The 25,101-nt window shown below is 35.5% G+C and carries 18 protein-coding genes and 1 pseudogene; 18 read left to right on the top strand and 1 reads right to left on the bottom strand.

Translation table 11 applies throughout. The features are described 5' to 3' along the window. The first annotated feature begins 15 nt into the window (after positions 1-15). The 6 genes and pseudogenes from FG384_RS08420 to FG384_RS08390 all read left to right on the top strand — a co-directional run. Positions 16-951, top strand: coding sequence for an AAA family ATPase (locus FG384_RS08420; protein WP_142642156.1), 936 nt, complete (start codon positions 16-18; stop codon positions 949-951). Continuing rightward, a complete protein-coding gene (locus FG384_RS08415; RefSeq protein ID WP_240793381.1) occupies positions 951-2,111 on the top strand; it encodes a DUF58 domain-containing protein in 1,161 nt (386 codons plus the stop codon). The genes FG384_RS08420 and FG384_RS08415 overlap by 1 nt, the downstream gene beginning before the upstream one ends. After that, positions 2,104-3,342, top strand: a complete 1,239-nt coding sequence (locus tag FG384_RS08410; protein ID WP_142642154.1) for a hypothetical protein — start codon at positions 2,104-2,106, stop codon at positions 3,340-3,342. The genes FG384_RS08415 and FG384_RS08410 overlap by 8 nt, the downstream gene beginning before the upstream one ends. 142 nt (positions 3,343-3,484) lie before the next feature. Beyond that, entirely contained in the window at positions 3,485-4,354 is an 870-nt protein-coding gene (locus tag FG384_RS08405) for an NAD(P)-dependent oxidoreductase (RefSeq protein WP_142642153.1), read from the top strand. 156 nt (positions 4,355-4,510) lie between these two features. After that, a complete protein-coding gene (locus FG384_RS08400) occupies positions 4,511-5,416 on the top strand; it encodes a chemotaxis protein (RefSeq protein ID WP_142642152.1) in 906 nt (301 codons plus the stop codon). Positions 5,417-6,066: 650 nt separating this feature from the next. Then, positions 6,067-6,445: pseudogene (locus tag FG384_RS08390) on the top strand (transposase); the annotation flags it as partial. Positions 6,446-7,806: 1,361 nt separating this feature from the next. On the opposite strand, the gene FG384_RS08385 reads toward FG384_RS08390, so the two are convergent. Further along, entirely contained in the window at positions 7,807-8,274 is a 468-nt protein-coding gene (locus FG384_RS08385; RefSeq protein WP_142642150.1) for a YkyB family protein, read from the bottom strand. 207 nt (positions 8,275-8,481) lie between these two features. Here FG384_RS08385 and FG384_RS08380 point away from each other — a divergent pair, with 207 nt between their 5' ends. The 12 genes from FG384_RS08380 (at position 8,482) to FG384_RS08325 (ending at position 25,035) form a co-directional block, all read left to right on the top strand. After that, positions 8,482-10,533 (top strand): sensor domain-containing protein, encoded by a 2,052-nt coding sequence (locus tag FG384_RS08380; protein ID WP_166462410.1) that lies wholly within the window; start codon positions 8,482-8,484, stop codon positions 10,531-10,533. Between the two features lie 107 nt (positions 10,534-10,640). Further along, on the top strand, positions 10,641-11,408 hold the full coding sequence (fadH, locus tag FG384_RS08375; protein ID WP_142642148.1) for a 2,4-dienoyl-CoA reductase: 768 nt from the start codon (positions 10,641-10,643) through the stop codon (positions 11,406-11,408). A 186-nt stretch (positions 11,409-11,594) separates the two neighbouring features. Next, positions 11,595-12,047 (top strand): cyclic-di-AMP-binding protein CbpB, encoded by a 453-nt coding sequence (cbpB, locus tag FG384_RS08370; protein WP_142642147.1) that lies wholly within the window; start codon positions 11,595-11,597, stop codon positions 12,045-12,047. Between the two features lie 162 nt (positions 12,048-12,209). Continuing rightward, complete coding sequence (locus tag FG384_RS08365; RefSeq protein WP_142642146.1) at positions 12,210-13,085, top strand: LysR family transcriptional regulator; 876 nt, start codon at positions 12,210-12,212, stop codon at positions 13,083-13,085. Between the two features lie 128 nt (positions 13,086-13,213). Then, positions 13,214-15,619, top strand: coding sequence for a hypothetical protein (locus FG384_RS08360; protein WP_142642145.1), 2,406 nt, complete (start codon positions 13,214-13,216; stop codon positions 15,617-15,619). Next, complete coding sequence (locus FG384_RS08355) at positions 15,616-16,545, top strand: ABC transporter ATP-binding protein (protein ID WP_142642144.1); 930 nt, start codon at positions 15,616-15,618, stop codon at positions 16,543-16,545. The genes FG384_RS08360 and FG384_RS08355 overlap by 4 nt, the downstream gene beginning before the upstream one ends. 1 nt (position 16,546) lies before the next feature. Then, positions 16,547-17,389: an ABC transporter permease gene (locus tag FG384_RS08350; RefSeq protein WP_142642143.1), complete on the top strand. Its 843-nt coding sequence runs from the start codon at positions 16,547-16,549 to the stop codon at positions 17,387-17,389. A gap of 13 nt (positions 17,390-17,402) precedes the next feature. Continuing rightward, complete coding sequence (locus tag FG384_RS08345; RefSeq protein WP_142642142.1) at positions 17,403-18,806, top strand: hypothetical protein; 1,404 nt, start codon at positions 17,403-17,405, stop codon at positions 18,804-18,806. An 11-nt stretch (positions 18,807-18,817) separates the two neighbouring features. Then, on the top strand, positions 18,818-19,810 hold the full coding sequence (locus FG384_RS08340) for an AAA family ATPase (RefSeq protein ID WP_142642141.1): 993 nt from the start codon (positions 18,818-18,820) through the stop codon (positions 19,808-19,810). Next, a complete protein-coding gene (locus FG384_RS08335) occupies positions 19,807-20,682 on the top strand; it encodes a DUF58 domain-containing protein (RefSeq protein ID WP_142642140.1) in 876 nt (291 codons plus the stop codon). The genes FG384_RS08340 and FG384_RS08335 overlap by 4 nt, the downstream gene beginning before the upstream one ends. A gap of 11 nt (positions 20,683-20,693) precedes the next feature. After that, positions 20,694-22,451 (top strand): vWA domain-containing protein, encoded by a 1,758-nt coding sequence (locus FG384_RS08330; RefSeq protein ID WP_142642139.1) that lies wholly within the window; start codon positions 20,694-20,696, stop codon positions 22,449-22,451. After that, entirely contained in the window at positions 22,435-25,035 is a 2,601-nt protein-coding gene (locus FG384_RS08325) for a VWA domain-containing protein (protein ID WP_142642138.1), read from the top strand. Before FG384_RS08330 ends, FG384_RS08325 begins: the two co-directional genes overlap by 17 nt. Positions 25,036-25,101 lie beyond the last annotated feature (66 nt).

The raw sequence follows: 25,101 nt of genomic DNA, 5'->3' as shown, positions 1-25,101 counted from the left end.
CAGGGGGAAATGTACATGCAAAACATATCATCACTACAAGTAGAGTTGAATAATGCTATTATCGGAAGAGAAAAAGAAATCGAAATAATGCTTATGGGATTACTCGTACAAGGGCATGTGCTTTTAGAAAGTGTACCGGGATCAGGCAAAACAATGATGGCTAAAGCGTTTGCAGAAGCAATACAAGGAGAGTTTAAACGATTACAATTTACTCCAGATGTTTTACCTTCTGATGTAACAGGTATTAGTTTTTTTCTTCCACAAAAACAAGAATTTATACTTCGGGTAGGTCCAGTAATGAGTAATATTCTTCTTGCCGATGAGATAAATCGTGCAACTCCAAGAACGCAGTCAAGTTTACTTGAAGCAATGGAAGAAAAACAAGTATCTGTGGACGGTGAAACCATTAAATTGCCTTCTCCGTTTATGGTAATTGCTACACAAAACCCTGTGGAATCTCAACAAGGTACATTTCCACTCCCAGCTGCACAGTTAGACCGTTTTTTATTTAAAATAACAATCGAATATCCAACAGTTGAGGAAGAGAGAATTATTCTAAAAGAGTTCGGCCGATCCCCAGGGGAAGTAAAATCGCACAAAATGGTTTCGTTAGAAGAAATTCAAAAATGGTCAGAAGAAGTAAAGGATGTTATCGTTCATGAGGACATCATTACATATATAACTCAAATTGTACATAAGACAAGAAATCACCCATACATTGAACTAGGGTTAAGTAGTAGGGCATCTTTAGCATTACTTCAAGCTTCTAAAGCAAGTGCTTTTGTTAACGGCAGATTATTTGTTATACCAGATGATGTGAAAAAAGTAATTGAACCAGTGTCATTGCATCGCATGAAGCTTTCTTCTGAAGGGATGTTAATCCATGATTTAGCTGATGTGATGAAAGAAATAGTTGATTCTATCGAAGCACCAGTAGAGGCTAATGTTTGATGACATGGTCTCGTCAAGACTTTGGAATAAAAAATACGAAAATTTATGTACAACTTTTATGCTTTTCATTTTTCATAAGCATCTTACTGAAGCAGTATCTATTTGTTTCGGTCATTTCATTTTTATTAATAATTGGACTATTGCAAGTATATTATTATCATAGAGTAGGAGAAAGACTCGAGTTAGTAAATGAGAAAAGACGAGTTCGTTTAATGAAGGGAACAACTAACTATTTGGAACTTACTTTTCAGAATAAAGGATTACCAATATGGAATAGTTCTGTTATTATTTCATTTCAAACTTCAATTGCTCCACAAGGAGACACTACGAATATGACGTCAGGTCTTCATGAAGTTAAAATTCCGTTATCAATTGGGTATAAAAAACGTATCACTGTTAAAGTACCTATAGAAGGAGTTCATAGAGGTATTTCTCGAATTAAACAACTAGAAGTAATTATTCCACATCCTTTTGCGGAAGGATCTATTGTGTTAAATTACACTCCATTAATTCTAATGGATGCGATTGTTTTTCCAACTTTACATAAAATCGATGAAGGGTTTATCCCATCTAAGTTTAAGCAAGGCATACTTGAGTTAAATGCATCTCTATTTGAAGATCCTTTTTTCCCTATTGGAACGAGGGAATATGTACCAGGTGATCAATTTCACCACATTCATTGGAAAGCTAGTGCAAAAATGAGTAATCTACAAACGAAAGTATTTACAAAAACTGCGAATGTATCGGTATTATTTGTTTTGAATGTTGTGGAAAAATATGGAGTTGTTTCGGATTTTGAAGAAAAAATTGAGTGGCTTGCCTCTCATATAGAAATTTGTAATCAGCAGGATATTCCATTTTCCTTAGCTATTAACATACGGGCATTTGGAAAAATTCCTTTTGTTTTTTTGCCTACAGGAAGTGGAGATGCACATCGTATTAAAGCATTTGAAATTCTTTCTGTTTTATCTAATAATGATACTCTCATTCCATTTGAAAAAATCATTTCTTATATAGACACACATGAGGAATTACCCGTAGCAGTCTATATCATGTCTCATCAATTAGAACGTTTTTTCCCATTATTTATGAATTGGGAGCGGCGTACAAATGTATTGTATCGATCCGATGCGCGTATGGGAGGAAGTCTTGATGAATAATCTTACTAACTCTAATAAGGTACAAGTACAATCATTTGGAAATTATTTGAATGACGTATGGATAATTGCTCTCCTTTTTGTTTTCATTCAACATCTAACAACTATTTCGTTACCTTTTATTTGGATTGGGCTTCAATTGATTATTGCAATTATTGCATCGCTTGTTTATTCAAAAACGGGACCAAACTTAATCGTAGCATTGGTTGTCCCAACAGTTGCTTTATTGCCATTGTTTTTAATTGGAGCTCCTCTTTGGCTATATATTATTTCTTTAGGGATATCCATTTGGAGAATCCAAGCAAGATTTCATACTATGCAAGATGAACAGACACTCGACGGTAGTTTTACACTACTATTCTGTACAACATTTCTAGGAGTATATTTACTGTGTCTTTTCATGAAGTTTCAGGGATATAGTACTACTCTTTTTATCTTATTGATTGGTGGTATGACATTATTTGTTGGAGTACGTCTATTTTCTATTTGGGTACATACAGATAAAAGAAATTCCTTATCATTTCAACAACTACTATTAGTTTACATTGCTGGAATACTAGGAGTAACTGTACTTACTAGTTTTATTTATTGGATTGTAGATGATATTCGAGAAATGGTTGATGAGCTTATAGCGGTAATTATTAGTTTAGCTATAATACCATTAGGCCCATTCATAGAATATTTGGTAAATCTGATAGATAAATTTCGGAAAGAATCAGGTCCACTTAGTGAATTAATACCAAATATAAAACAGCCGAATATTGATGCAAATAATGCGATTAGTAAAAGTTTCTCTACAGATTTTCCTTTCGAATGGTTTATAGCTGCTGTTGTAGTTGTCATAATATTAATCGCCATTGTAAAAATAGTGAAAAGAAAACCAGAAGAATCCAAAGTAGAGATGAATAATTTACAATATGAAAATAAAATAATGAGCGTAGTAGAAAAACAAAATAGTGAAACTAAATCTCTTTATGTAGTGGAATCGTCGATATTAAGAGAAAAATATTTACAGTTTGAAATCGAAGCAAAAGTATATGAGTTAGGTCGAGTAAACAGTGAAACAGTAAGAGAGTGGTTTAAAAGAATGGACTGGTTAGTTGAAAATCGATTTTTTTCCATATACGAAGAAGTTAGATATGGTGGACAGGTAATAGAATCATCGAAAGCTGACTTGTTTATAAAAACATTAGAAGAAACAAAAAAAAATTATTTTGTTAAAAAAGATGTTTAACAAGATAAAAAACGGGCATATTAATAATGAACACAGCAACATTCTCATTTCCCCCTTTTTTTAAGGATCATCCAAATATATTTGGATGGTCCTCTTTTTTTGGTACACTATACATATTAAATATACTATTGGGGGATTTATCATGGCAGAAAAGTATAAAACAGGTTTTATTGGTACAGGAGTAATGGGAAAAAGTTTAGTAAAACATTTGTTAAATGCAGGTCATGAAGTAGTTATATATACAAGAACGAAAGAAAAAGCAGAAGAGCTTATAGCAATGGGAGCTACTTGGGTGGATAAAGCAAGTGAAGTAGCGAACAGTGTACAGATTGTGTTTACGATGGTCGGATACCCACATGACGTTGAGGAAATATATTTTGGAGAAAATGGTATTCTAACAGCTGACAATAAAGAACTTATTGCTATTGATATGACGACTTCCACACCAACACTAGCGCAAAAGATTAATAGAGCAGCAAAAGAAAAAGGGATACTTTCTCTCGATGCACCAGTTTCTGGAGGAGATATAGGAGCACAATTAGGAAAACTTTCTATTATGTGTGGTGGCGATAAAGATACATTTGAGCATGTGTTACCAGTTTTAAATCTTTTTGGTGAAACTATTTTATATCAAGGTCCTGCTGGCTCCGGTCAACATACAAAAATGTGCAACCAAATTACGATTGCAACAGGAATGATTGGAGTTTGCGAAGCACTTGCTTATGGAAAAAAAGCAGGATTAAATTTAGATCAAGTATTAAGCTCTATATCAACAGGAGCTGCAGGCTCATGGTCTTTAAGCAATCTAGCACCTCGAATGATTGCTGGGAATTTCGAACCAGGATTCTATATTAAACATTTCGTGAAGGATATGAAAATAGCTCTTGATGAAGCAGAAAAAATGAATTTGCAGCTCCCTGGTTTAGAACTAACTAAATCTATGTATGAGGAATTAGTGTCCAATGGGTACGAAGATAATGGAACACAAACGTTAATAAAAGCTTACGAATGAGTATTTTCAATTGATATCGATAAGATGCTTACAATTGTTTTGATTAATACATAAGAATTACTTTTGTTTTTGAAAATAGAACTTATGAATTAGTTATTGAAAACGACTCTATGATACAATCGATTTATAGAAATGTTTATGGAGAGGACGATTTATGTGAATGATCATAAAGGAATCTTGCTTGAAAGCGGAACGAATGAATTAGAAATAGTAGAGTTTCAGTTAGGTTCTAATAAATTCGGAATCAATGTAATTAAAGTAAAAGAAATAATTCAACCGATTCCTGTTACATTTATTCCACACGCACACCCACATGTAGAAGGTATAGTGCAACTACGAGGAGAGGTTCTGCCAGTTGTAAGTATGGCAAAGGTTTTAGGACTTCCGGTAGTATCTAGAAACGAACAAGAAAAGTATATAGTAGCTGAATTCAATAAACAAAGAGTAGTCTTTCATGTAGATAATGTGACGCAAATCCATCGCATTTCATGGAATCAAATCGAAAAGCCTTCGGATATATATCAAGGAGGTTCCACTCACGTAATCGGAGTGATTAAGCGGGATGATGAAATGATTCTATTACTAGATTTTGAGAAAATTATCGTAGATATTAATCCAGAGTCAGGGATAAATGTAGAATCTGTTAAAAAGCTAGGTCATCGCGAGCGCTCTAACAAAAAGATTATTGTTGCAGAAGATTCACCACTACTTCGAAAACTTTTACACGATACACTAAACGAGGCAGGCTATGTGAACTTAGAGTTTTTTGAGAATGGGAAGGATGCACTGGACTATTTAGAGGGCTTAGAAAAAGTTTCACCTGATATTTCAGAACATGTTCAAATCGTTATTACTGATATCGAAATGCCTCAAATGGATGGACATGCATTAACGAGAAAAATTAAAGAAAATAGTAATTTGATGAAACTTCCTGTGCTCATTTTCTCAAGTCTCATAACAGACGATCTACGTCATAAAGGTGATCAAGTTGGAGCAGAAGACCAAATTAGTAAACCAGAAATTGCAGAATTAGTATTAAAAATCGATCAATTTATTTTATAAAAAAACTAGCGTGAAAAGAATCCTTTTCACGCTAGTTTTTTACGTAAACTTTCTTCCAATAGTCCTCTCATCTAATAAAATCTTCTCACAGTTTCTCATACTTCCTTTTAATTTTCTAAAATCACTTAATGAAATAAAAGTGAGTTGTCCCAAATGTCATTGAAAATGAATTTTTAAGGGCAGCCGATTCCTATGTTAGTCATCCTGTTTTTACAGAAGCATGCACTCTCTTTCCTCGGATGAACATTCAAGCAAAAATAGATGGGATCCAACAATAAACACTCTCTAGAAAATCGTTGAAAAAGGCGACACTCCTGTCGATGACCCCGCAGCGAAGCAAGGAGGCTGAGACAACGCCCGCGGAAAGGAAGGGCACTGAAAAAGTCCTCCAAGAGATTTCATAGAGAGTATGGTGAATGACAAGTTGTTCACATACTCTCTTTTTATTGGGAAATCGTTGATTTCCGTTCCAGGCGGACGCTTTCCGCCGGCATGGNAAATTAATTTCGCTACGCTCAGTCCAGGGTCTTCAGCTCATGCTATTCCAGCTGGAGTCGCCGCCTTCCCCTCCAATCAACTAACATCCACCTATTCTTCTAAAAACCTTCTTCGTTTATAATAGAGAGACTAACTAATTGTTGGTGTGCAAAATGATTTCTAACCAAGAAACCCTTAATTTAAGCCCATTCATGGCGATTTATGATTTGGTCGTTCCTAAAGATAATACACTTCGTCAAATAAACGAATTTGTAGACCTCTCCTTCGTTTTAGAGGAGTTGAAAACAAAATATTGGTTAGATAGTGGTCGGAATGCAATTCCCCCAATTCGGATGTTCAAGTACTTACTATATAAAGGCAATTTTTGATGTATCCGATGTGGATCTAGTAGAACGGTCCAAATACGACATGTCGTTCAAGTATTTCTTAGATTTGCCACCAGAAGATCCCGTGATCGACCCAAGTTCACTCACTAAATTTCGGTGGCTTTGTCTCCAAGACATAAGCTTATTAGATTTGCTTATTGGGAAGCGGAAAGGGAGCCATTTTAATGATTTTCAAATCTATGGGGTAATTGTACAGCTCCGTCTGGCAAAGCTGATTATAAGTATTTTCATCGGCATTAGCTTAGCGAGGACATTGAAAAAGAGTTAATTTATTTAGATGAATTTCTAGAAAATCATTGAAAAAGGCAACACTCCAGCGGGAATAGCGTTAGTCGAAGACCCCGCAGCGCAGCGAGAGAGCCCGCTGAAAAACTCAAAATTATTATTTTTATAGGAACTATTTGCTGTATATCATTTAAAGAATTTAGCGCGACGCATGAGACTCCTGCGGGAAAGCGAGACAGACGAGACCCCGCACAAAGCGAAGCGTAGGAGGAGGCTAGTCGCTCGCCCGCGGAAAGCGAATGCCAAAGCGCTAAATTCTCTTAGGACTATTTGATAGATAATTTATATGAATGACACTTTTTCAGTGCCCTCCGGAAAGGGAGCCGTTTCAACGATTTTCTTATTAATTGGATTATTGGACAACCTCATCTGTCAAATTCGAATGAAAGGGACTTTTCAGGCCCTTTACATAGCGCAGAGCTTACGGCTCGACTTCTGCTGGAAAAGCAAGATAGACGAGACCCTCCAGGAGCATAGAGAGGACACAGAAAAACTGTCTATTTTTTAAGGTGAATATTTTTTCATTTCTAGAAAATCGTTGAAAAAGGCGACACTCCTGCAGGAATAGCGTTAGTCGATGACCCCGCAGCGAAGCGAGGAGGCTGTGACACCGCCCGCGGAAAGGGAGCCGTTTCAACGATTTTCTTATTAATTGGGTTATTGGACTACCCTTCTGGAAAAGTCGAATTATAGGTACTTTTCAGTGCCATCAGCAGCGAGGGGAGGCTATGCTAGTCGATTCGTAAGCGGAAAGCGAGTTGCTTATTTCGGACTCAATTAGTCTTCATTCTATTTTTTATGAAGAAAGTCTTAATCATCTCTAGCTGATCAATTTTGTTTGATTTTAGACATCTTCGTATAACATACTCCTTGATTCAATTCGTAGATGAAAAAGCCGCGAGACTCCTGCGGGAAAGCGAGACAGACGAGACCCCGCACGTAGCGAAGCGTAGGAGGAGGCTCGTCGCTCGCCCGCGGAAAGCGAATGCCAAAGCGCTAAATTCTCTTAGGACTATTTGATGGATAATTTATTTGAATGACACTTTTTCAGTGCCCTCAGCATAGCGAGGGGAGGCTATGCTAGTCGATTCGTACGAGGAAAGCGAGTGGCTTTTTCAGGACTGAAATAATCGTAATTATATTTTAGAAGAAAAAGACTGTAGACAACTCATTTTTTCAAGTTTGTCCACAGTCTGAAGTGAAGATGATATAAACCTCCACTTAGCGATCTAAATATGATTTGCTGGATTGGTTACTACTTTTATAAGTTTTTGAATATTTTTGAGTGTATTTTGTAGATTGTTTGGAGGATTCCCGAATGATAGGCTGGGGACCGATATAATCGGAAAGCAATTCTTTCGCCATTCTTAAATTCATTTTTCGTATAGGGTTTCTATAAGTATCGTCTAAATGACCAAGATGCGGAAGATTTTTAAAATCTTCTTTTATAGGGATAATATGGAAATAATAATCCGCGCATTGTATTAAAACAGAGGATTGTTGTTGACTATTTTTAGGTTTTCTTACAAAATGGAGACCAACTTTTTTCGCTTTATTTTCAGTTAACATTTTATGTAGTGCTAGCTTCTTTAATTCGTAAAGCGGCTTACTATCAATTGCTGTTTTCGCATGCCGATTCACTGTATAAATAGCAGTAGCGATACGTTTATCATCTATTGTTGATGTCATGAAATCCCCCCTCTGTAAGTTATATTTACTATATCATACCAATTTTCCGTGAGATAGTATATAAAAATGCTAAAGAATATATTGTATAAAAAATACTAAATTCTTGCCAGTTAAACATAAAGAGAATTATGTCGATAAAATAAAGTAGAGATATATTTGAAACTTGTAACGTACCGAATGATGTGCGTATACATATTGGAGGATTTCATGAAAAATTCAGCAGAAAAAAGGTTTGCTGTTAAAGATTTTTTAGTTGATATGATTGATGAAAATTCCTTATTGTTTACATTCATACTGAAAGTAGATGATAAAGATGAATTTTCAATTGTATATTCCAATAATTCTGGAGCGAGTTTTTTTACACAGACATCGCAGCTTGCAAAGCAGTTTTTTTCAAAATCAGTTTGGGAACACTTGCACATTCTATTCACGTCTTTTACAAGTGAAAAGCAAAAGGTGTTTAGAAAACAGCCAATTGTATTTCAAAATGAATTATATATATTTGATATTTCGATTGTACGATTAGAGGAATCGAACAATACATATGGACTAACGATGCTCAACAAAACTAGTGAAGAACAAGAAATAGCTGTATTAACAGAAATAAAAGAAAAGTATCATTCACTTGTTAATAATAATGTAGATTCAGTTTTTTCGATAAATGAATATGGAACTATTAATTATTCCAATGTGATTGCTTTTAAAGAATTAGGATATGACAACGAAAGTCTTCTAAATAAGCCTATTGAAAATTTAATAGAAGAAAATTCGTTGAGGAATTTTCAACTAATGATGAAACAGACTTTAAGTGGTTATGCCACTGAAATGCATAATTGTCTGATACAACATGAGAAAGGACATTATTTAACTGTTTACTTGAAAGCTATACCTGTTCAAATTCAAAATGAAGTAAGGGGTTTTCATTTAATAGTCCGAGATAGAACAGCTGTATCAGATGAACAAGAACAGATATTTTATTTGGCTTACCATGATCATTTAACTGGATTATGGAATCGTCGGGCATTAAAAGAACATTTACGTGAGAATTTGACTCAAGCAGAAAGTACAAATAGTGAAATAGCGATTATGCGTATCGACTTGGACCGTTTCAAGCTAATAAATGAATCTCTAGGCTATAACTATGGAGATGAGTTATTAAAGAAAATTGCGGATCGACTAAGTCTGTATATGGATAAATCGAGTAACTTATATAGACAAAGTGGAGATGAATTTGTCTATATTATAAAGGGCAAAACTCGTGATCAAACTAGTTTGTTTGCTGAAAGTATATTAAAGGAACTTTCGAAACCAATTTACTTAGATCATCAAGAATATTTTGTTACTGCGTCTATTGGGATTTCTATGTTTCCGTATGATGGGAAAAGAATGGACGAATTACTTATTAAAGCGGATCAAGCTTTATTTGTAGCAAAAGATAGAGGTCGTGCTCATTTTCGTTATTTTCAAGAGCAAATGAATTTGTCTTTCCCAAACGAAGCATTAATGGAGTCGCATTTAAGAAGAGCAATAGAAAAAGAGGAATTATCGATTCATTATCAACCACAGGTAAACTTAGTAACTGGAGAAATTAACTCTTTTGAAGCATTACTCCGTTGGAATAATAGAAAGTTTGGATATGTTACTCCTTTGCAATTTATCCCGCTTGCAGAAGAATCGGGAATGATAATTCAATTAGGTGACTGGGTATTAGACGAAGTCTGCAAACAATTAAAATACTGGCAAGAAAAAGGGTACCGTTCTGTCCGAATCGCAGTAAATATTTCACCAAAACAATTTAAACAAGAAAACTTTGCGAATAAAATACGTGAAAAAATAAGTAAATATAATATTAGTCCATGTTCTTTAGAGGTAGAGATTACAGAAAGTGCGATGACTGATATGCAAGATACTTTCACAATGTTAAAAGAGTTGAAAGATATTGGAATAGTTATCTCCATTGACGATTTTGGAACAGGGTATTCATCGCTAAGTTACTTAAAAAAATATCCGATTGATATTATTAAGATTGATCAATCGTTTATAAAAGATATTGAATTAGATGAAAAGAACGCAGCCATTGCAACAACTATAATACAGCTTGCACATAGCCTAGGGATGGAAGTTGTTGCAGAAGGCGTCGAGAAAGACAAGCAAGTGGAAATATTGAAAGCAGCGAAATGTCAAAAAGCCCAAGGATTTTATTTTAGTCGTCCAGTTCCAATAGATGATATAAACGAAGTGTATATGGCAGTTTTATAAAAAATGTTACGGTCGTAAATTTCTTTCTGAGATTTACGGCTTTTCTTTATTAGTTATGATAAAATATTGAATGAATATTCATTCAATATCTAAAGGGGTGCGGTAGTATGTTAATGGGGAAAACAATAATAGTAACAGGTGGATCTAATGGAATGGGGAAGTATATGGCAATGAAGTTTGTTTCGGAAGGCGCAAATGTTGTAATAACGGGACGTGATCTTTTGAAATTAGAAAATGCCAAAAATGAAATGGAAGCGAATGGTCATTCGATTTCCATTTTTCAAATGGATGTACGTAATCCTGAACATGTAGCAGCAATGGTGGAATTTGCAGATAAGACATACGGACAAATTGACGGTCTTGTAAATAATGCAGCAGGCAACTTTATCGTCGAAACAGAAAAACTTTCAGCAAATGGTTGGAAAACGGTAATTGATATCGTATTAAATGGAACGTTTTACTGTTCAAATGCAGTTGGGAACTATTGGATCTCAAAAGGAAGTAAAGGCACCATTCTGAATATGCTTGCAACATATGCATGGGGTGCAGGTGCAGGAGTTGCTCATTCTGCTGCAGCAAAAGCTGGGGTGATGTCGCTAACACGAACTTTAGCAGTTGAATGGGGAAGTAAATATGGAATTCGGGTAAACGGTATTGCACCTGGTCCCATTGAACGAACAGGTGGAGCAGGGAAGCTTTGGGAGTCAGAAGAAGCTGCAAGAAGGACGCTTCAATCTGTTCCCCTTGGTCGCTTAGGGAAGCCAGAAGAAATTGCAGAACTTGCTGCATTCATCATGTCTGAAAAAGCATCTTATATGAATGGAGAAATTGTTACATTAGATGGTGGTCAATGGTTAAATCAACATCCATTTTAAGATTTGCCTTGGTCAGCTTTGTAGTTAGACATATACTATAAATAAAAGCATGTACTCTCTAATATTAGTAAAAAAATAATAATTTTATTGAAAGCGATTTCATAGTTTTTTATTCCTTTCATATGCTATCATAGTTTTATAGGTTATGTTTTCTTTTGAGGAAAACAAACAAAGGAGTAGAATGCAATGTTATCTGTGAGCAACAAAGATTTTTTACAAATTCCGATTGAGGAATACATTATTTCAGCAGAAAAAGTAGCACATGTACAGTTAGGAAATAATGCGGAGCATGCGTTATTAGTATTAACTAAAACTGGGTATTCTTCTATTCCAGTATTGGATGTAAAATACAGACTTCAAGGATTAATAAGCGCACAACAAATTACCGATGAAATTTTAGGTTTAGAGCATATTGAATACGAACGCTTACCTTCACTAAAAGTAGATGACATTATGAAAACAGATTTACCAGTGATTCATATAAAAGAAAAATTTCAAAAAGGATTAGATTTGTTAGTAAATAATCCATATATTTGTGTAGTTGATGATGAAAGAACTTTTGTAGGGATTTTAACTAGAAGAGTGATTTTAAAACAAATGAAAAAGTATTTATACCAACAACAAGAAACACAAGTATAATCGTTTACAGGGACTTTCAACTGACAACTGTTTTCCAAACAGTCTGAGGTGACACCTTCTTAATCTTATTTCTTTCTACAACCAGAAGGCCTTACTTTTAAGGCCTTCTTTTTTGTGAAGTATAAGTAAGCATGGAGTTTATAAACAGAAAGGGGCATACATATGACTTCTGATTTTCTCATTATTAAAGTACTAGCAGAAGAACAAAATATGCGTAAAGCAGCAGAGCGACTATTTCTATCTCAACCGGCTCTTTCTTTACGCCTACAATCGATTGAAAAAGATTGGAATGCAAAGCTTTTTTTACGTTCCCAAAAAGGTCTGACTCCAACACCAGAAGGGGAGCTTGTCATTGAGTTTGCGATTAATATGATGCAGCAAAAAGAAGCCTTATTTGAAAGCATTCAGTCACTTACGTCCAAAGTGCATGGTACGTTAAAGATTGCTTGTGCATCTATTGTTGGACAAAACTGGTTACCAAAAGTATTAAAAGATTTTGTTCAAACATATCCAGAAGCTAAAATTTCTCTTCTTACTGGGTGGAGCTCTGAAATTGTCAAATCTATATACGATGGAGAAGCGCACATAGGAATAATAAGGGGTCAAACCGATTGGAAGGGAACGAAAATGCATTTGTTCCGAGATACACTTTATTTAGTTGACAAAGAAATGACGTCAATTAATGATGTTTTAACTTCAGAGAAGCCATTTATTCAATTTAAAAGTGATTCGAATTACTATCAAGAGATTCAGCAATGGTGGCAGAAGCATTTCTCCATTAATCCGAAAAGACAAATTATTGTAGACCAAATTGAAACTTGCAAACAAATGGCTTTGAATGGAATTGGTTATGCAATCCTTCCATCCATCACTTTAAATGGACATGAGGATGTACATAAAATCCCACTGACGAATCACGAAGAAGAATTTGAGCTCACAAGAGATACTTGGTTAATCGGTTATGATGCTACATTTGCATTACCTCAAGTAGATGCTTTTGTAAAAATTGTTAAAGAACAAGCAAAAAAGTTTCAATAATGTAATAAACAAGTATTTAAATTAGAAAAAATCCCATTAGATGGAGTAATTCTTGTTAATTTACAATGAAAGGAACTTCCAATTGAAATTAACGTACTAATAGATATAAAGATAAAGGGGGACAATATATGCTTATCCGAAAGTTTGCGTTGGTTATTTCAGCACTATTTATATATTTTACTTTAATACCAGCAATGGATGCCTTAGCCGCACCTAATCTGCAAGTAAAAGCGACGGCAGGTTTTAACGGTAAAGCGAAATATGGGGAAGGATTGCCTATCACTATTACAGTGGAAAATAAAGGTGATGCTTTTTCAGGTGATATTGTACTAGACATTCTTGAATCATATAATTTAGGAAATGCACAAGCAATACCATTTGAAATCGGTGCAGGGGAATCAAAAACAATACAAGTTGCTGCATCGGGGCTGACTGAAGATTATATGTATCAAGGGTCAAATGTTCAATTAATCCACTTTTATGAAGGTGGATGGGAAAAAGGTAAGTCCATTGATTTTAAAGGAACAAAAAATTTGAGAGCTAGTTTTTCAGATCCAGCTTCCAATTTTTACTTCACTTTAACAAATAGTGCAGATCGCTTAAAAGTATTAAGTCAAATAAAATCATCGAATCAACGAAATGGTGAAGTCGTTCATGTCGCACAATTGAGTAATTTCACACTACCTACAGACCCAGTAGCTTGGAAAATGGCAAACTATATAATAATCGATGAATTTGTACTTGCTGATTTACTAGAGCAGCAACAGCAAGCATTGATTGATTATGTAAGTTCGGGTGGTGTAATTGTCGTTGGTGCATCTGATAATGTTACAGCTGAATTAGGTAAGCTTGGAAATTATTTACCCTTAGCACTAAAAACAGATACAAAGACTTTATCAGCTGAAAAAGTGAGCGCTTTCACTTCAAATAATTTGTTGTCGAATGATTTAACGATTTATAATTCGACCCTTAATGAAGGAGCTACTTCGCTTCTTAATCTAAATGGAACTATACTTGCTGCAAAGAGTCAGTTAGGTAGTGGATCAATTATTCAAACAACATTTTCACTTGGAGATGAACCGTTAGCAAAAGACCCTGTATATAGCGATTTAATGTCTACTATTTTACAATCAGTTAAATTTCAAAATGCTTCGAATATGTATGGGTACAATAGTAAAGATCAGCTAGTTTATGAAATTGGAAATTCAAATTCTTTGTTTAGCTCATTTAAAGTATCGACACCTTTAATGATAGGTATAGTTGTCGTTTATATGATTTTAGTAGGACCGCTATTATATATTTTATTGAAGAGAAAAGACAAAAGAGAATACGCATGGGGAATTATTCCACTTACTGCAGTTATTGCTTCAGCGGCTATTTTTGGCTATGGAGCAAGAGATCGTATCGCACGACCACAAGTTCAACAATCTTCTTTTTTATATGTCAATGAAGATAAAAGTTTGAATGGTTATTATGCGGAATCCTTGTTAAGTAATAAAAGTGGAGAATTTTCATTTACAGCACCATCCTCTACAACAATGGTTGCCAAAAGAGAAATGAATTCATTCACTGGCCAAACTCCTAATGTACATGAGGAAACTATTTTAGAGAAACATGCGACAAACAGTGATTTAACATTTAGGGATGTAGGTTATTGGTCTGTATCTTCGTTCTTTGGGGAAACGCAGCTTCAAAATGTAGGAAATTTTGATGTAGACCTTCGCGTAGAAGCAAGTAAAATTATCGGAACAGTTAAAAATAATTTCCCATTTGCATTAAAAGAAGTGTCTATATGGTCAGGAAGCAAGCTTATTCAATTAGGTGATTTACAACCTGGGGAACAAATAGAGGTAAACAAGGATCTAGGAACTGTCATGTTAACACCTCCTACCAATCCGTATATGAATACAAACTTTGGAACTAACATTTCTAATCCAGACGATTTAATCACTCAAAGAAAGCAATCTTTATATTCATCTAGTCAAATGCTTAGTCAGATAGGTACTAGCCCAGCAATTACAGCATTTGCAGAGGACAATGTTATTCCTATTGAATTAAAAAATAAAAAAGTGGAAATGTCTGCTCTTCATTTAATCATTCAACCATTTAAAGCGGAAACTATTTTTGCAGGGGAATTTGTACTCCCAGCAACTACGTTCACGGTAAATGTAAATACAAATGAATATGGCAAGTACATGGAACCCGTTCAAAACAGCAATTTAGAATGGTATTTAGACGATGGAGAATATAATGTATTTTGGAAAGTTCCAGATACAATTCCTTTGAATAAAGTAAGTTGGACGCAATTACAAATTGCAAATACCGATAGAAACTCTCAAACAATTGAAATTTGGAATACTGCTACAAAAGGTTTTGAAGAGATTGATGAAAGTCGATTTACTATAACAGATAATATCCAAAATTACATTGATAGTGAAGGGATAGTACATTATAAACTGCATAAAAAATCGATTCAAGGTGATGCATATAGTAGACTTCCAGAAGTTCGTCTGAAAGGAGAGATTTCGAAATGATTGAGATCAAGGGATTAACAAAAAAATACGGCTCCTTTTATGCTTTAAATGATTTAAATCTCACTTTAAATGAAGGAACGGTATTCGGATTTGTAGGGGCAAATGGAGCAGGAAAATCAACTACATTTTCTATATTAGCTACACTCCTTCAACCTACTTCAGGCGATGCTTTTGTGAATGGAAAGAGCGTAAAAACAGAAGCACATGAAGTGCGCAAGCAAATTGGCTATATGCCTGATTTTTTCGGAGTTTACGATCAATTAAAAGCGAATGAATATTTGGATTTTTACGGTGCGAGTTATGGTATTTCAGAAGCAGAAAGAGAAATATTAATTCCGCAGTTGCTGGAACTTGTTAATTTATCTCATAAAAGATACGAATACGTAGATTTACTCTCTAGAGGAATGAAGCAGCGTTTATGTTTAGCACGTTCTCTAATACATGATCCGAAAGTATTAATATTGGATGAGCCAGCTTCTGGTCTAGATCCACGTGCTCGTATTGAAATGAGAGATATTTTAAAACAATTAAAAGGCATGGGGAAAACCATTTTAATTTCTTCACATATATTACCTGAACTTGCAGAGATGTGTGATGAAATCGGTGTAATCGATGGTGGTAAACTAATTGCACATGGTTCAGTTGCAGACATTCAAGCTCAGCTTGCTGGTGAAAGATATATAACTGTAAAAATAAAAGGACTGCTTGAGAATGCATCCATGTTTTTCGAAGAAGACCCATTTGTTTCAAAAGTAGAAATTCATATAGAGAAAAATAGTATTACCTTTAATTATCGCGGTTCAGAAGAAGATCAAATTGATTTGCTGAAGAAAGCACTAGATAATCAGCTTCGAATCATTTCCTTTGCTGAAACTGAAACAGATCTTGAGGATGTCTTCATGGAAATTACGAAAGGGGCGAAATAAGATGAAACAAGCCTTTTCTAATCCTGTATTAATTAAAGAAATAAAACTACGCTTTCGTTCCTTAAAAAGTTTCACAGGAATTCTCTTTTATTTAATTGCAATGTCTATATTTGTATTTGGCTTTATAATGCTAACTACCTCATTTACAGGTACAGGTTACTTCCGTCCGGAAGAGAGCTTTTTTATGTTCACCATGCTGACTTATATTCAACTAGGGCTCATTCTTTTCATTACACCAGGATTAACAGCAGGTGCAATAAGTACAGAACGAGAGAAGCAAACGTTAAATATATTATTAACAACTTCTCAGACTTCGTTTCAAATTATTATTGGGAAGTTAACATCATCGATTGCTTTTCTTCTCTTATTATTAGTAGCAGGGCTACCAATTTATAGTTTAGTTTTCCTTTTTGGTGGAGTATCTCCAGGACAGTTAGGAATTATTTTCTTATTTTTCTTTCTAACAATGCTTGCAGTTGGTGGAATAGGCATTATGTTTTCAACAATTATTCGTAAAACAATTGTTGCGATGATTGCAACATACGGTACAATGATTTTCCTGGCAGCTGTTACTGGTTTTATTTACTTAGTAATAACAGGAATGAATAGTATGGCAACAGGAACAATCTCTTCATCACCGATTGGTCACTTTTTTGCTAGTATTAATCCGGTTGTACTGATACTTACACTTATTACTCCCGGATCAGATAATTTTATTACAGAATCAACAAAAGTGGACTTTCCAATTTGGGCAGGATATACAATTTTTTATGTATGCATTACGATTATTTCTATTTTTATAGCTGTGAAAAAATTACGCGTTAATATGAAGCGTACGAAATGAGGAGGATCTTCAAATGAATAGCCAACATAAGCTAATACGTTTTGTCCAAAAAGCTAGACGTAGACTTGCTGTCGAACATTATGTAAGAATGCTTCAAGCGGCATTGTTTTACGGATTTACTTCAGCTGCGGCTATTCTATTTGTTTCTCGCTTATTTGTATTTCCCTACTATATTCGTACTGCAATTATAGTCGGGGGTACTGTTTTTATAGCTGTATTTCTGTACGCATTTTGGAAAAGACCTTCAAAAGAAGAAGCACTTCAAAAATTAGATTCTTTCTTTTACGATAATTTATTAATAACTGCTATATCGTTTCTTTATGAAAAGTCAGCACTTATAAAAGAATTGGTAGAAAAGGCGGAACTTGGCAGTAAAGAAGCGTTTGAAAAATTTAAACAACGAGATAAACAATATTTTCAACGTAAATGGATTCTTGGATTTGTTCTTGCTTTAGCTGCTGTGCTTGTTTTATATGCGTTTCCAGCAGCAACTCAATTAGAAGCAAAGGATATAGAAAAAGAGGATCAAGTAGTAAATGAAATGAAAAAAGAAATTGAGAAGTTAGAGAAAAAGGAACTAGCTGAGTCCGTCAAGAAAGAATTGAAGGAACTAAAAGAAAAGCTAAAAGAAGTTGAAACAGCGGAAGAAGTATTGCGAGAAGTAGTGAAAAAGCAAAAAGAATTAGCATTAAAGGAACAAAAGTTGGAAAAAAAGAAAGAACTTTCGGAACAAGAAGGATCTACAGAATCATCACTTAGTTCGGAGGAACAAAAAGAATTAGCTTCTTTGGAGGATGTAAATAATTCTTTAGCAAAGAGTGCTTCTTCATCCCAAACCGCTTTAAGTAAAATGGGTAAATCCTTCCCATTTACTCCGAGCGAAATTGCTAAAGGAGATTCGGACTCAAACGATAATAAAAAAAATAATTCAAGTAGCCAAGGAACAGGAAATGGTGAACAAGAAGGATCAGGTGAAAGTAAGCAGAACGGACAAAATGGTCAAGGCAAGGGTCAAGGTCAAGGCCAAGGTCAAGGTCAAGGGCAAGGGCAGGGTCAGGGTCAAGGTCAAGGCCAGGGTCAAGGGCAAGGGCAAGGGCAAGGTCAAGGGCAGGGTCAAGGTCAGGGCAAAGGTTCTGGAGCGGGAACTGGTTCTGGAGGTAGAGACCTTCTTTCTATTCCAACAAGAATCGGTGGTTTAGGAGATACAACCGTTGATGGTGGAAAACTAGGAGAAGGGCAAGCTGCAGGAGAGCAAACGGGTGAAGTGCCAGTGACTCGAGGTTCATCAAAACCATATGAGGAAGTTGTTAACGAGTATTCAGAGTCGTATATAAAAAGCTCTGAACGAATGCAGCTACCATCAGACTTACAGCGGATCGTTCAAGATTATTTCTCATCAGTTGAAAACAGTGAATAATGGAGGAGCTTATGACTTTTACAACAGAGGATTATAAAAATATAAGTAAACGATTAGAAGAAGTTCGAACGGAAATTGGTCAATTCATCGTTGGCCAAAAAGAAGCAGTAGAGTTTTCGATATATTGTGTTCTTGCTGATGGTCATGCACTTTTAGAAGGATTACCTGGATTAGGTAAGACGATGTTAATACGAACTATATCAGAAGTGCTTGATTTGTCTTTCTCACGAATTCAGTTTACACCTGATTTAATGCCATCCGATATTACAGGAACAAGTATGATTGAACGTTTAGAGAACGGAAAACAGCAATTCACCTTTCAAAAAGGACCTATTTTTAGTCAAATGGTTTTAGCGGATGAAATAAACCGTGCAACACCAAAGACACAAAGTGCTCTTTTAGAAGCGATGGGAGAAAAAACAGTTACAGTTCTTGGTGAAACGAAGCAAATGGATAAACCTTTCTTCGTACTTGCCACACAAAACCCAATTGAAATGGAAGGTACGTATCCTCTACCAGAAGCACAGATGGACCGCTTCCTTTGTAAAATTCTCGTTTCCTATCCATCAAAAGAGGAGCTTATGGAAATAACAAAAAGAACAACTGGTGGACAGTCTATTGAGTTAAATAAAATAATGAATGCTAGAGAAATCGTGCATGCACAACAAATGGTGAAGGAAGTTTTAATCGCAGATGATATGTTGGAGTACGCAGTAGATATAATCGCAGCTACTCATCCTGAAGCTGCAGTCATTCCTGAAATAGCACAATATGTCCAGTATGGTAGTGGTCCACGTGGTTTACAAAGTCTTATAAAACTTGCAAAAGCACGTGCATTAGTTGCCGGCCGCTATCATGTGTCAATTGCAGATATTAAGTCGGTTGCTAAACCTGTGTTAAGACATCGTTTATTACTTAATTACGAAGGGGAAGCAGAAGGTAAAACAGCAGACGAACTTGTTGATGTTATATTACAAACGATAAAACAAGGGCAAACGGTATGAGTACAGATAAGTTAGTTCCGAAGGATTGGGCAGGTAAACTAAGTCGATTTTCCATTTCAACTAAATCGAAATTACGTGGACAACATAAAGGATCGCATCGTTCTCAAAGGTTTGGAGCATCTCTAGATTTTTCAGATTTCAGAGAGTATAGCCCAGGAGATGATGTTCGTCAAATAGATTGGAATGTATATGCAAGAACAGATAAGTATTTTATTAAACGATTTCTAGATGAACAGGAAATGCGAGTACATATAATCCTTGATTCTACAAAATCAATGGGGGATGCATTGAAGTGGACATTTGCGAAACAACTTGCTGTGTCACTTGGAATCCTCGTTTTGCAACGTGATGATCGATTGTCTTTTTCTGCTGTTACGGATGAAAAGACCCCCCCCTTTAGACGTAAGGGTGCAACGTATAGAAAAGCTTTTACACAAACTATTTCTGATTTAAAAGATCCCGTTATGACACAATCATTCTCCGATAATGCAATTTCCTTTTTACCAAAGGATAGTACTGTTTTATTTGTTATTTCGGATTGTTTGGAAAGCCTTGAATCTTGGGAGAGATTGCTTCAAAAACTACCTAAGTTTGCTGGAGATATTCGTATTTTACAAGTAGTAACGAGTGATGAGCTAACCCCAACTTATACAGGAGATGTGCAAGTAGTAGACGTGGAAACTTCACATCAATTAAATGTATCCATGTCTTCCCGTGTAATTGAAACATATGAGCATGAGAGAAAATTACATCAGAATGGTCTTGAATTATTATGTAGCAAGTTCGGTGTTAGGCTTCTTCAAGTAAATGCAGAAGATGGTATTTCACATGTACTATTTCATCAGCTTTTACGTGCAAACTGGGTGCAATGAGGTGAGAATACTTGGGTTTTAATCAATTACTATTTTTATGGACAGCAATTTTTCCAATAGCTGTTTTGCTTTATTATTTCTTCCGGAAAATGTACGCAAAACAGCCTGTTTCTTCTACCCTTTTTTGGCAAGAAGTAATGAAAGAAACAAAGGCATCCCCTTATTTGCAACATTTACAACGTAACGCATTGTTCTATTTGCAAATGTTAGCGATGATTTTACTCGTTTTGGCTCTACTTCAACCGTTTTGGAAAACGAAAGCGCTAGTAGGGGAGCAAATTGTATTTATCGTAGATACCTCTGCAACAATGGAAGTAAGAACAAATGATTCCTCGCTTTTTGACCAACATAAAAAAGAGATGTTAAATCTTGTAGAACAATTATCAGGTAAGCCATTAACGCTCATTACTACAGGAAATCAACCAACAGTTATTCTTCGTGGAGAAACAAATCTCAATCAAATTAAAAGTGAGATAGATAGACTTGAAGTAAGTTACGAAGATGAGAATATGTCAAAGTCATTAGATTTTGCTCAATCATTTTTTCAAAACAAAGCTACATCTGTTTATATTTTTACCGATCAATTAGATCGAAAGTCGTTGCCTCTACAATATGAAAATGTTAGCTGGAATGTAGAAGGATTAACGGCGGAGGTAGAAAATATGTCTATTAAACGGTTTGGTGCAACGAAAACGAATAGTGGTATTTCTGCATTAATTCAACTAGATAATCAATCCAATAAAGAACAAGTAACAGAACTAATTTTATCGAATGAAAAGGAAAATCTGGTGAAAGAACAAGTGACAATTCCTCCAAATGAGACGGTTATATTATCTTTCGATGAACTTTTGGAATCAACCTATTTGAAAGCATCTATTAGCTCAAAAGATCAATATGCATTAGATAATTCTATGACTGTCTTTATGCAAGATCAATTATCGAAAGTGTTTATAGATAGCTCTATGCATTCCCTAGTTCGAACGGCATTTCAATCGATGGATATAGAAGTAAGTAGCATTCCTGCTGAGCAAGTAGGGTTCTTAAAAGAAGAGGGCATTATCATAACGAATCAATTTGGGTTAGTGGACCAAATTGGACGCCCTTCCTTATTTATTGGTAGAAATGATGCATCTGCAAAAGAAGTAAATGGGGCTGTACAAACAACTGAACACCCTCTTTTTTCATTTGCTAATTTATCCGATATTTATGTTAATGGAGTGTATCCTCCAATAGAAGGTTATTCAACTATCGCAACTGTTGGAGAAGACCCATTTATTCAAATGTCTCCACTTGGAGACATTATCGTGCTTTCGGATATTCAAATGACCGATTGGCCGCTTAGCCCTTCTTTTCCTCTATTTATGTGGAGTGTAAAAGAACAGCTTTCTGCCAGCAATACGTATTTAGGCACTTTTTCTCCAAACGAAAGAAAGCCGCAATCTCTTGGAAGTACATCGAATGAATGGGAAATTTACACGATGGACGATTCCTATGAGTATTCAATTGAAAACGGTGGTGCCTTTATTGCTCCGAAAAAACCAGGACTTTATGTAATTCGTTCGAAAGATGTAGAAAAAAACTTTGCAGTTGCAGTATCACAAAAAGAAAAAGAGATAACTAAAGGAAGTTCCTATTCGTTAAGTGGACAACAAATAGATTCTAAGGAAAATTACAATCAGCATTCGTTTGTCCCATATATATTAATTATTTTATTGTTATTATTTGTAATAGAGTGGGAGGTGCAAAGACGACGTGGATTTACGAGTTGACCAACCACTTTGGCTATTGTTATTAGTACCAATTTTCGTTTACTTTATTTGGACCTGGAAAAAAGAGAACAAGATTTTCCGAAAAGAAGGAAAAGTAGTATTCTTCATTCGGCTTCTTGCTATTTTTTGTTTAATCCTTGGATTAACAAATCCTTATCTATTATTACCAATTAAAGAAGAACAAGTTCTCTTTTTAGTTGACCGGTCTGCTTCTGTTCAAGGCACCGATCAAAAAGTAACTGAATGGATTGAAAAAAGCTTAACTTCAAGGAAGAATTCCCATCTAGTAGGAGTGTATACTTTTGCAGAAGATTTCCAATCGGAAGTAGCTTTAACTTCCGGTGAAGTAAATTTACCGGTTTTTACACCAATGAAAGCTCCTGGTAATACAGATATTGCAAGAGCATTACAACTCGCAACAGGCATTGTGGAACCAAATAAAGCGACACGAATTGTACTTTTCACAGATGGTTTAGAAACAAATGGCTCTGTTGCTGATGAGTTAGTGAAAATTGCTGGTGGTAATGTCACAATTGACGTTGTACAACTTGAAAGAGTGGCCTCTGAAGATGTTGCGATAACATCGTTTGAAACACCTCCTGTTGCGTTTGAAGGGGAGCAGCAACAGTTAAATGTCAAATTGGAAGCAACGGCTAATACAAAGGGAGAACTACTTCTATACCAAAATGACCAATTATTATCTCGAGAACAAATTACACTAGAACAAGGAACAAACAGCTTTACGTTCCGAAATGCTTCTACAGGTGAAGGGCTATTAAAATATGAAGTACAGGTGATAGTTTCAGGAGACGGCTTAATTGAGAATAATAAGCTAACAAGTGTAACAAATGTGGAATCTTCTCCAAAATTATTAGTAGTGACTCATGAAGGCAATAGCTCCAATATTCCTACTGTCATAGACCAAGCGGCTATTCAAACTGATGTCATAGACGCGACTGCACTTCCTTTTGATTTATCGAATTACTTAGCATACGATGCCATTATTTTTGATAATGTACCAGGCCATGCAGTTGGAGAACAAAAGATGACTGTCATCGAACAAGCTGTCAAAAATTTTGGTGTTGGTTTTATGATGGTTGGAGGTAAAAATAGCTTTGGGTTAGGAGGATATTTTAAAACTCCTATTGAAAAATTATTACCAGTTGAAATGGAAATCAAAGGGAAACATCAGCTACCATCTCTTGGTCTAGTAATTGTTATGGACCGTTCAGGAAGTATGAGTGGTTCCAAGTTTGAATATGCGAAAGAAGCAGCAGCTCGTTCCGTAGAAATGCTTCGAGATGGCGATACACTAGGATTTATAGCTTTTGATGATCGGCCTTGGGAAATAATTGAACCAGCACCTCTTACAAATAAAGAGGAAGCAGTGGATACTATTTTATCTGTTGGAGTAGGTGGAGGAACGGAAATATATACGAGTCTCGCACTCGCTTATGAAAGCCTAGCACCGTTAAAGCTTCAACGAAAACATGTTATTTTATTAACCGATGGACAATCATCGTCTAGCAACGATTATCAAACATTAATCGAGGACGGTGCAAAAGATTTAATAACGATTTCAACCGTTGCTGTTGGTCAAGATGCTGATAGAAACTTATTGGAAAGCTTAGCCGAAATGGGTGGAGGTAAATTTTACGACGTCGAAGATGAATCCACCATTCCTGCAATTATGTCGACAGAAACTGCAATGATTTCTCGTACTTATATTGAGGATAATCCTTTCTATCCAATTATTTATGGGGATGCAGCATGGACGAGTTTATTTGCTGATGGTGTTCCGCAAATGAACGCCTATATAGCAACCACGCCGAAACAAACTGCATCAGTTATTGCGGAAAGTGAAAAAGAAGATCCTGTGTTATCAGAATGGATGTATGGGCTCGGAAGAACCATTGCTTTTACTTCTGATTCTACTGGGGAGTGGAGCGGTGATTTCGCAAGGTGGAATAATTGGGGAGATTTTTGGAATACAGCTGTCTCACGCCTATTACCTGCTTATAGTGAAGTACCTTTTACAATTCAAAAAGCTAGTGACGGCAGTTATACAGTGACTGATCCTTCTGGGAAATCGTCTTTCATTGAAGTGGCAGCCGTAAATGAAAAAGGAGAAGAATTACCAGTTACATCTGAACCACTTGCGCCCGGAAAATCAAGAGTAACGATTGAAAGTGATCCAGGTCTTGTATTCTTCCGAGTTTCCAATGAACAGAATGCTGTGTATCAAGCGGGTATATCCATTCCGTATAGTGAAGAATATAAAGTGCAAAAGCCAAATACTAGTAAGCTAGAGATGATTACTAATCGAACAGGCGGGAAGATGCTTACAGAAGCTTCGGAAGTATTCCGTCCTATTGACTTGAAAAGTTCGGAGAAACAATCGATTCAGCAAACTCTGATATTAGTTGCAATAATATTATTTTTCATCGATATTACGATTAGAAGATTTGGTTTGAGACTATTATTAGGACCATTTAATAGAAATTATCGTAATAAGGAAGCTGTAAAAAATACAACTGTTACAAGTAATATGGAAAAACTTATTAAAGAGAAAAAGAAAAGATAAAATAGAAAAGCCGCTAGAAGAGTTGTTGAACTCTCTAGCGGCTATTTTTTATAGTAATAATGTATA

It is taken from the genome of Psychrobacillus vulpis (assembly GCF_006861825.1).
GTDB lineage: Bacteria > Bacillota > Bacilli > Bacillales_A > Planococcaceae > Psychrobacillus > Psychrobacillus vulpis.
Note: the sequence above shows the minus strand (reverse complement) of the source record. Positions and strands in the feature narration are given on the sequence as shown.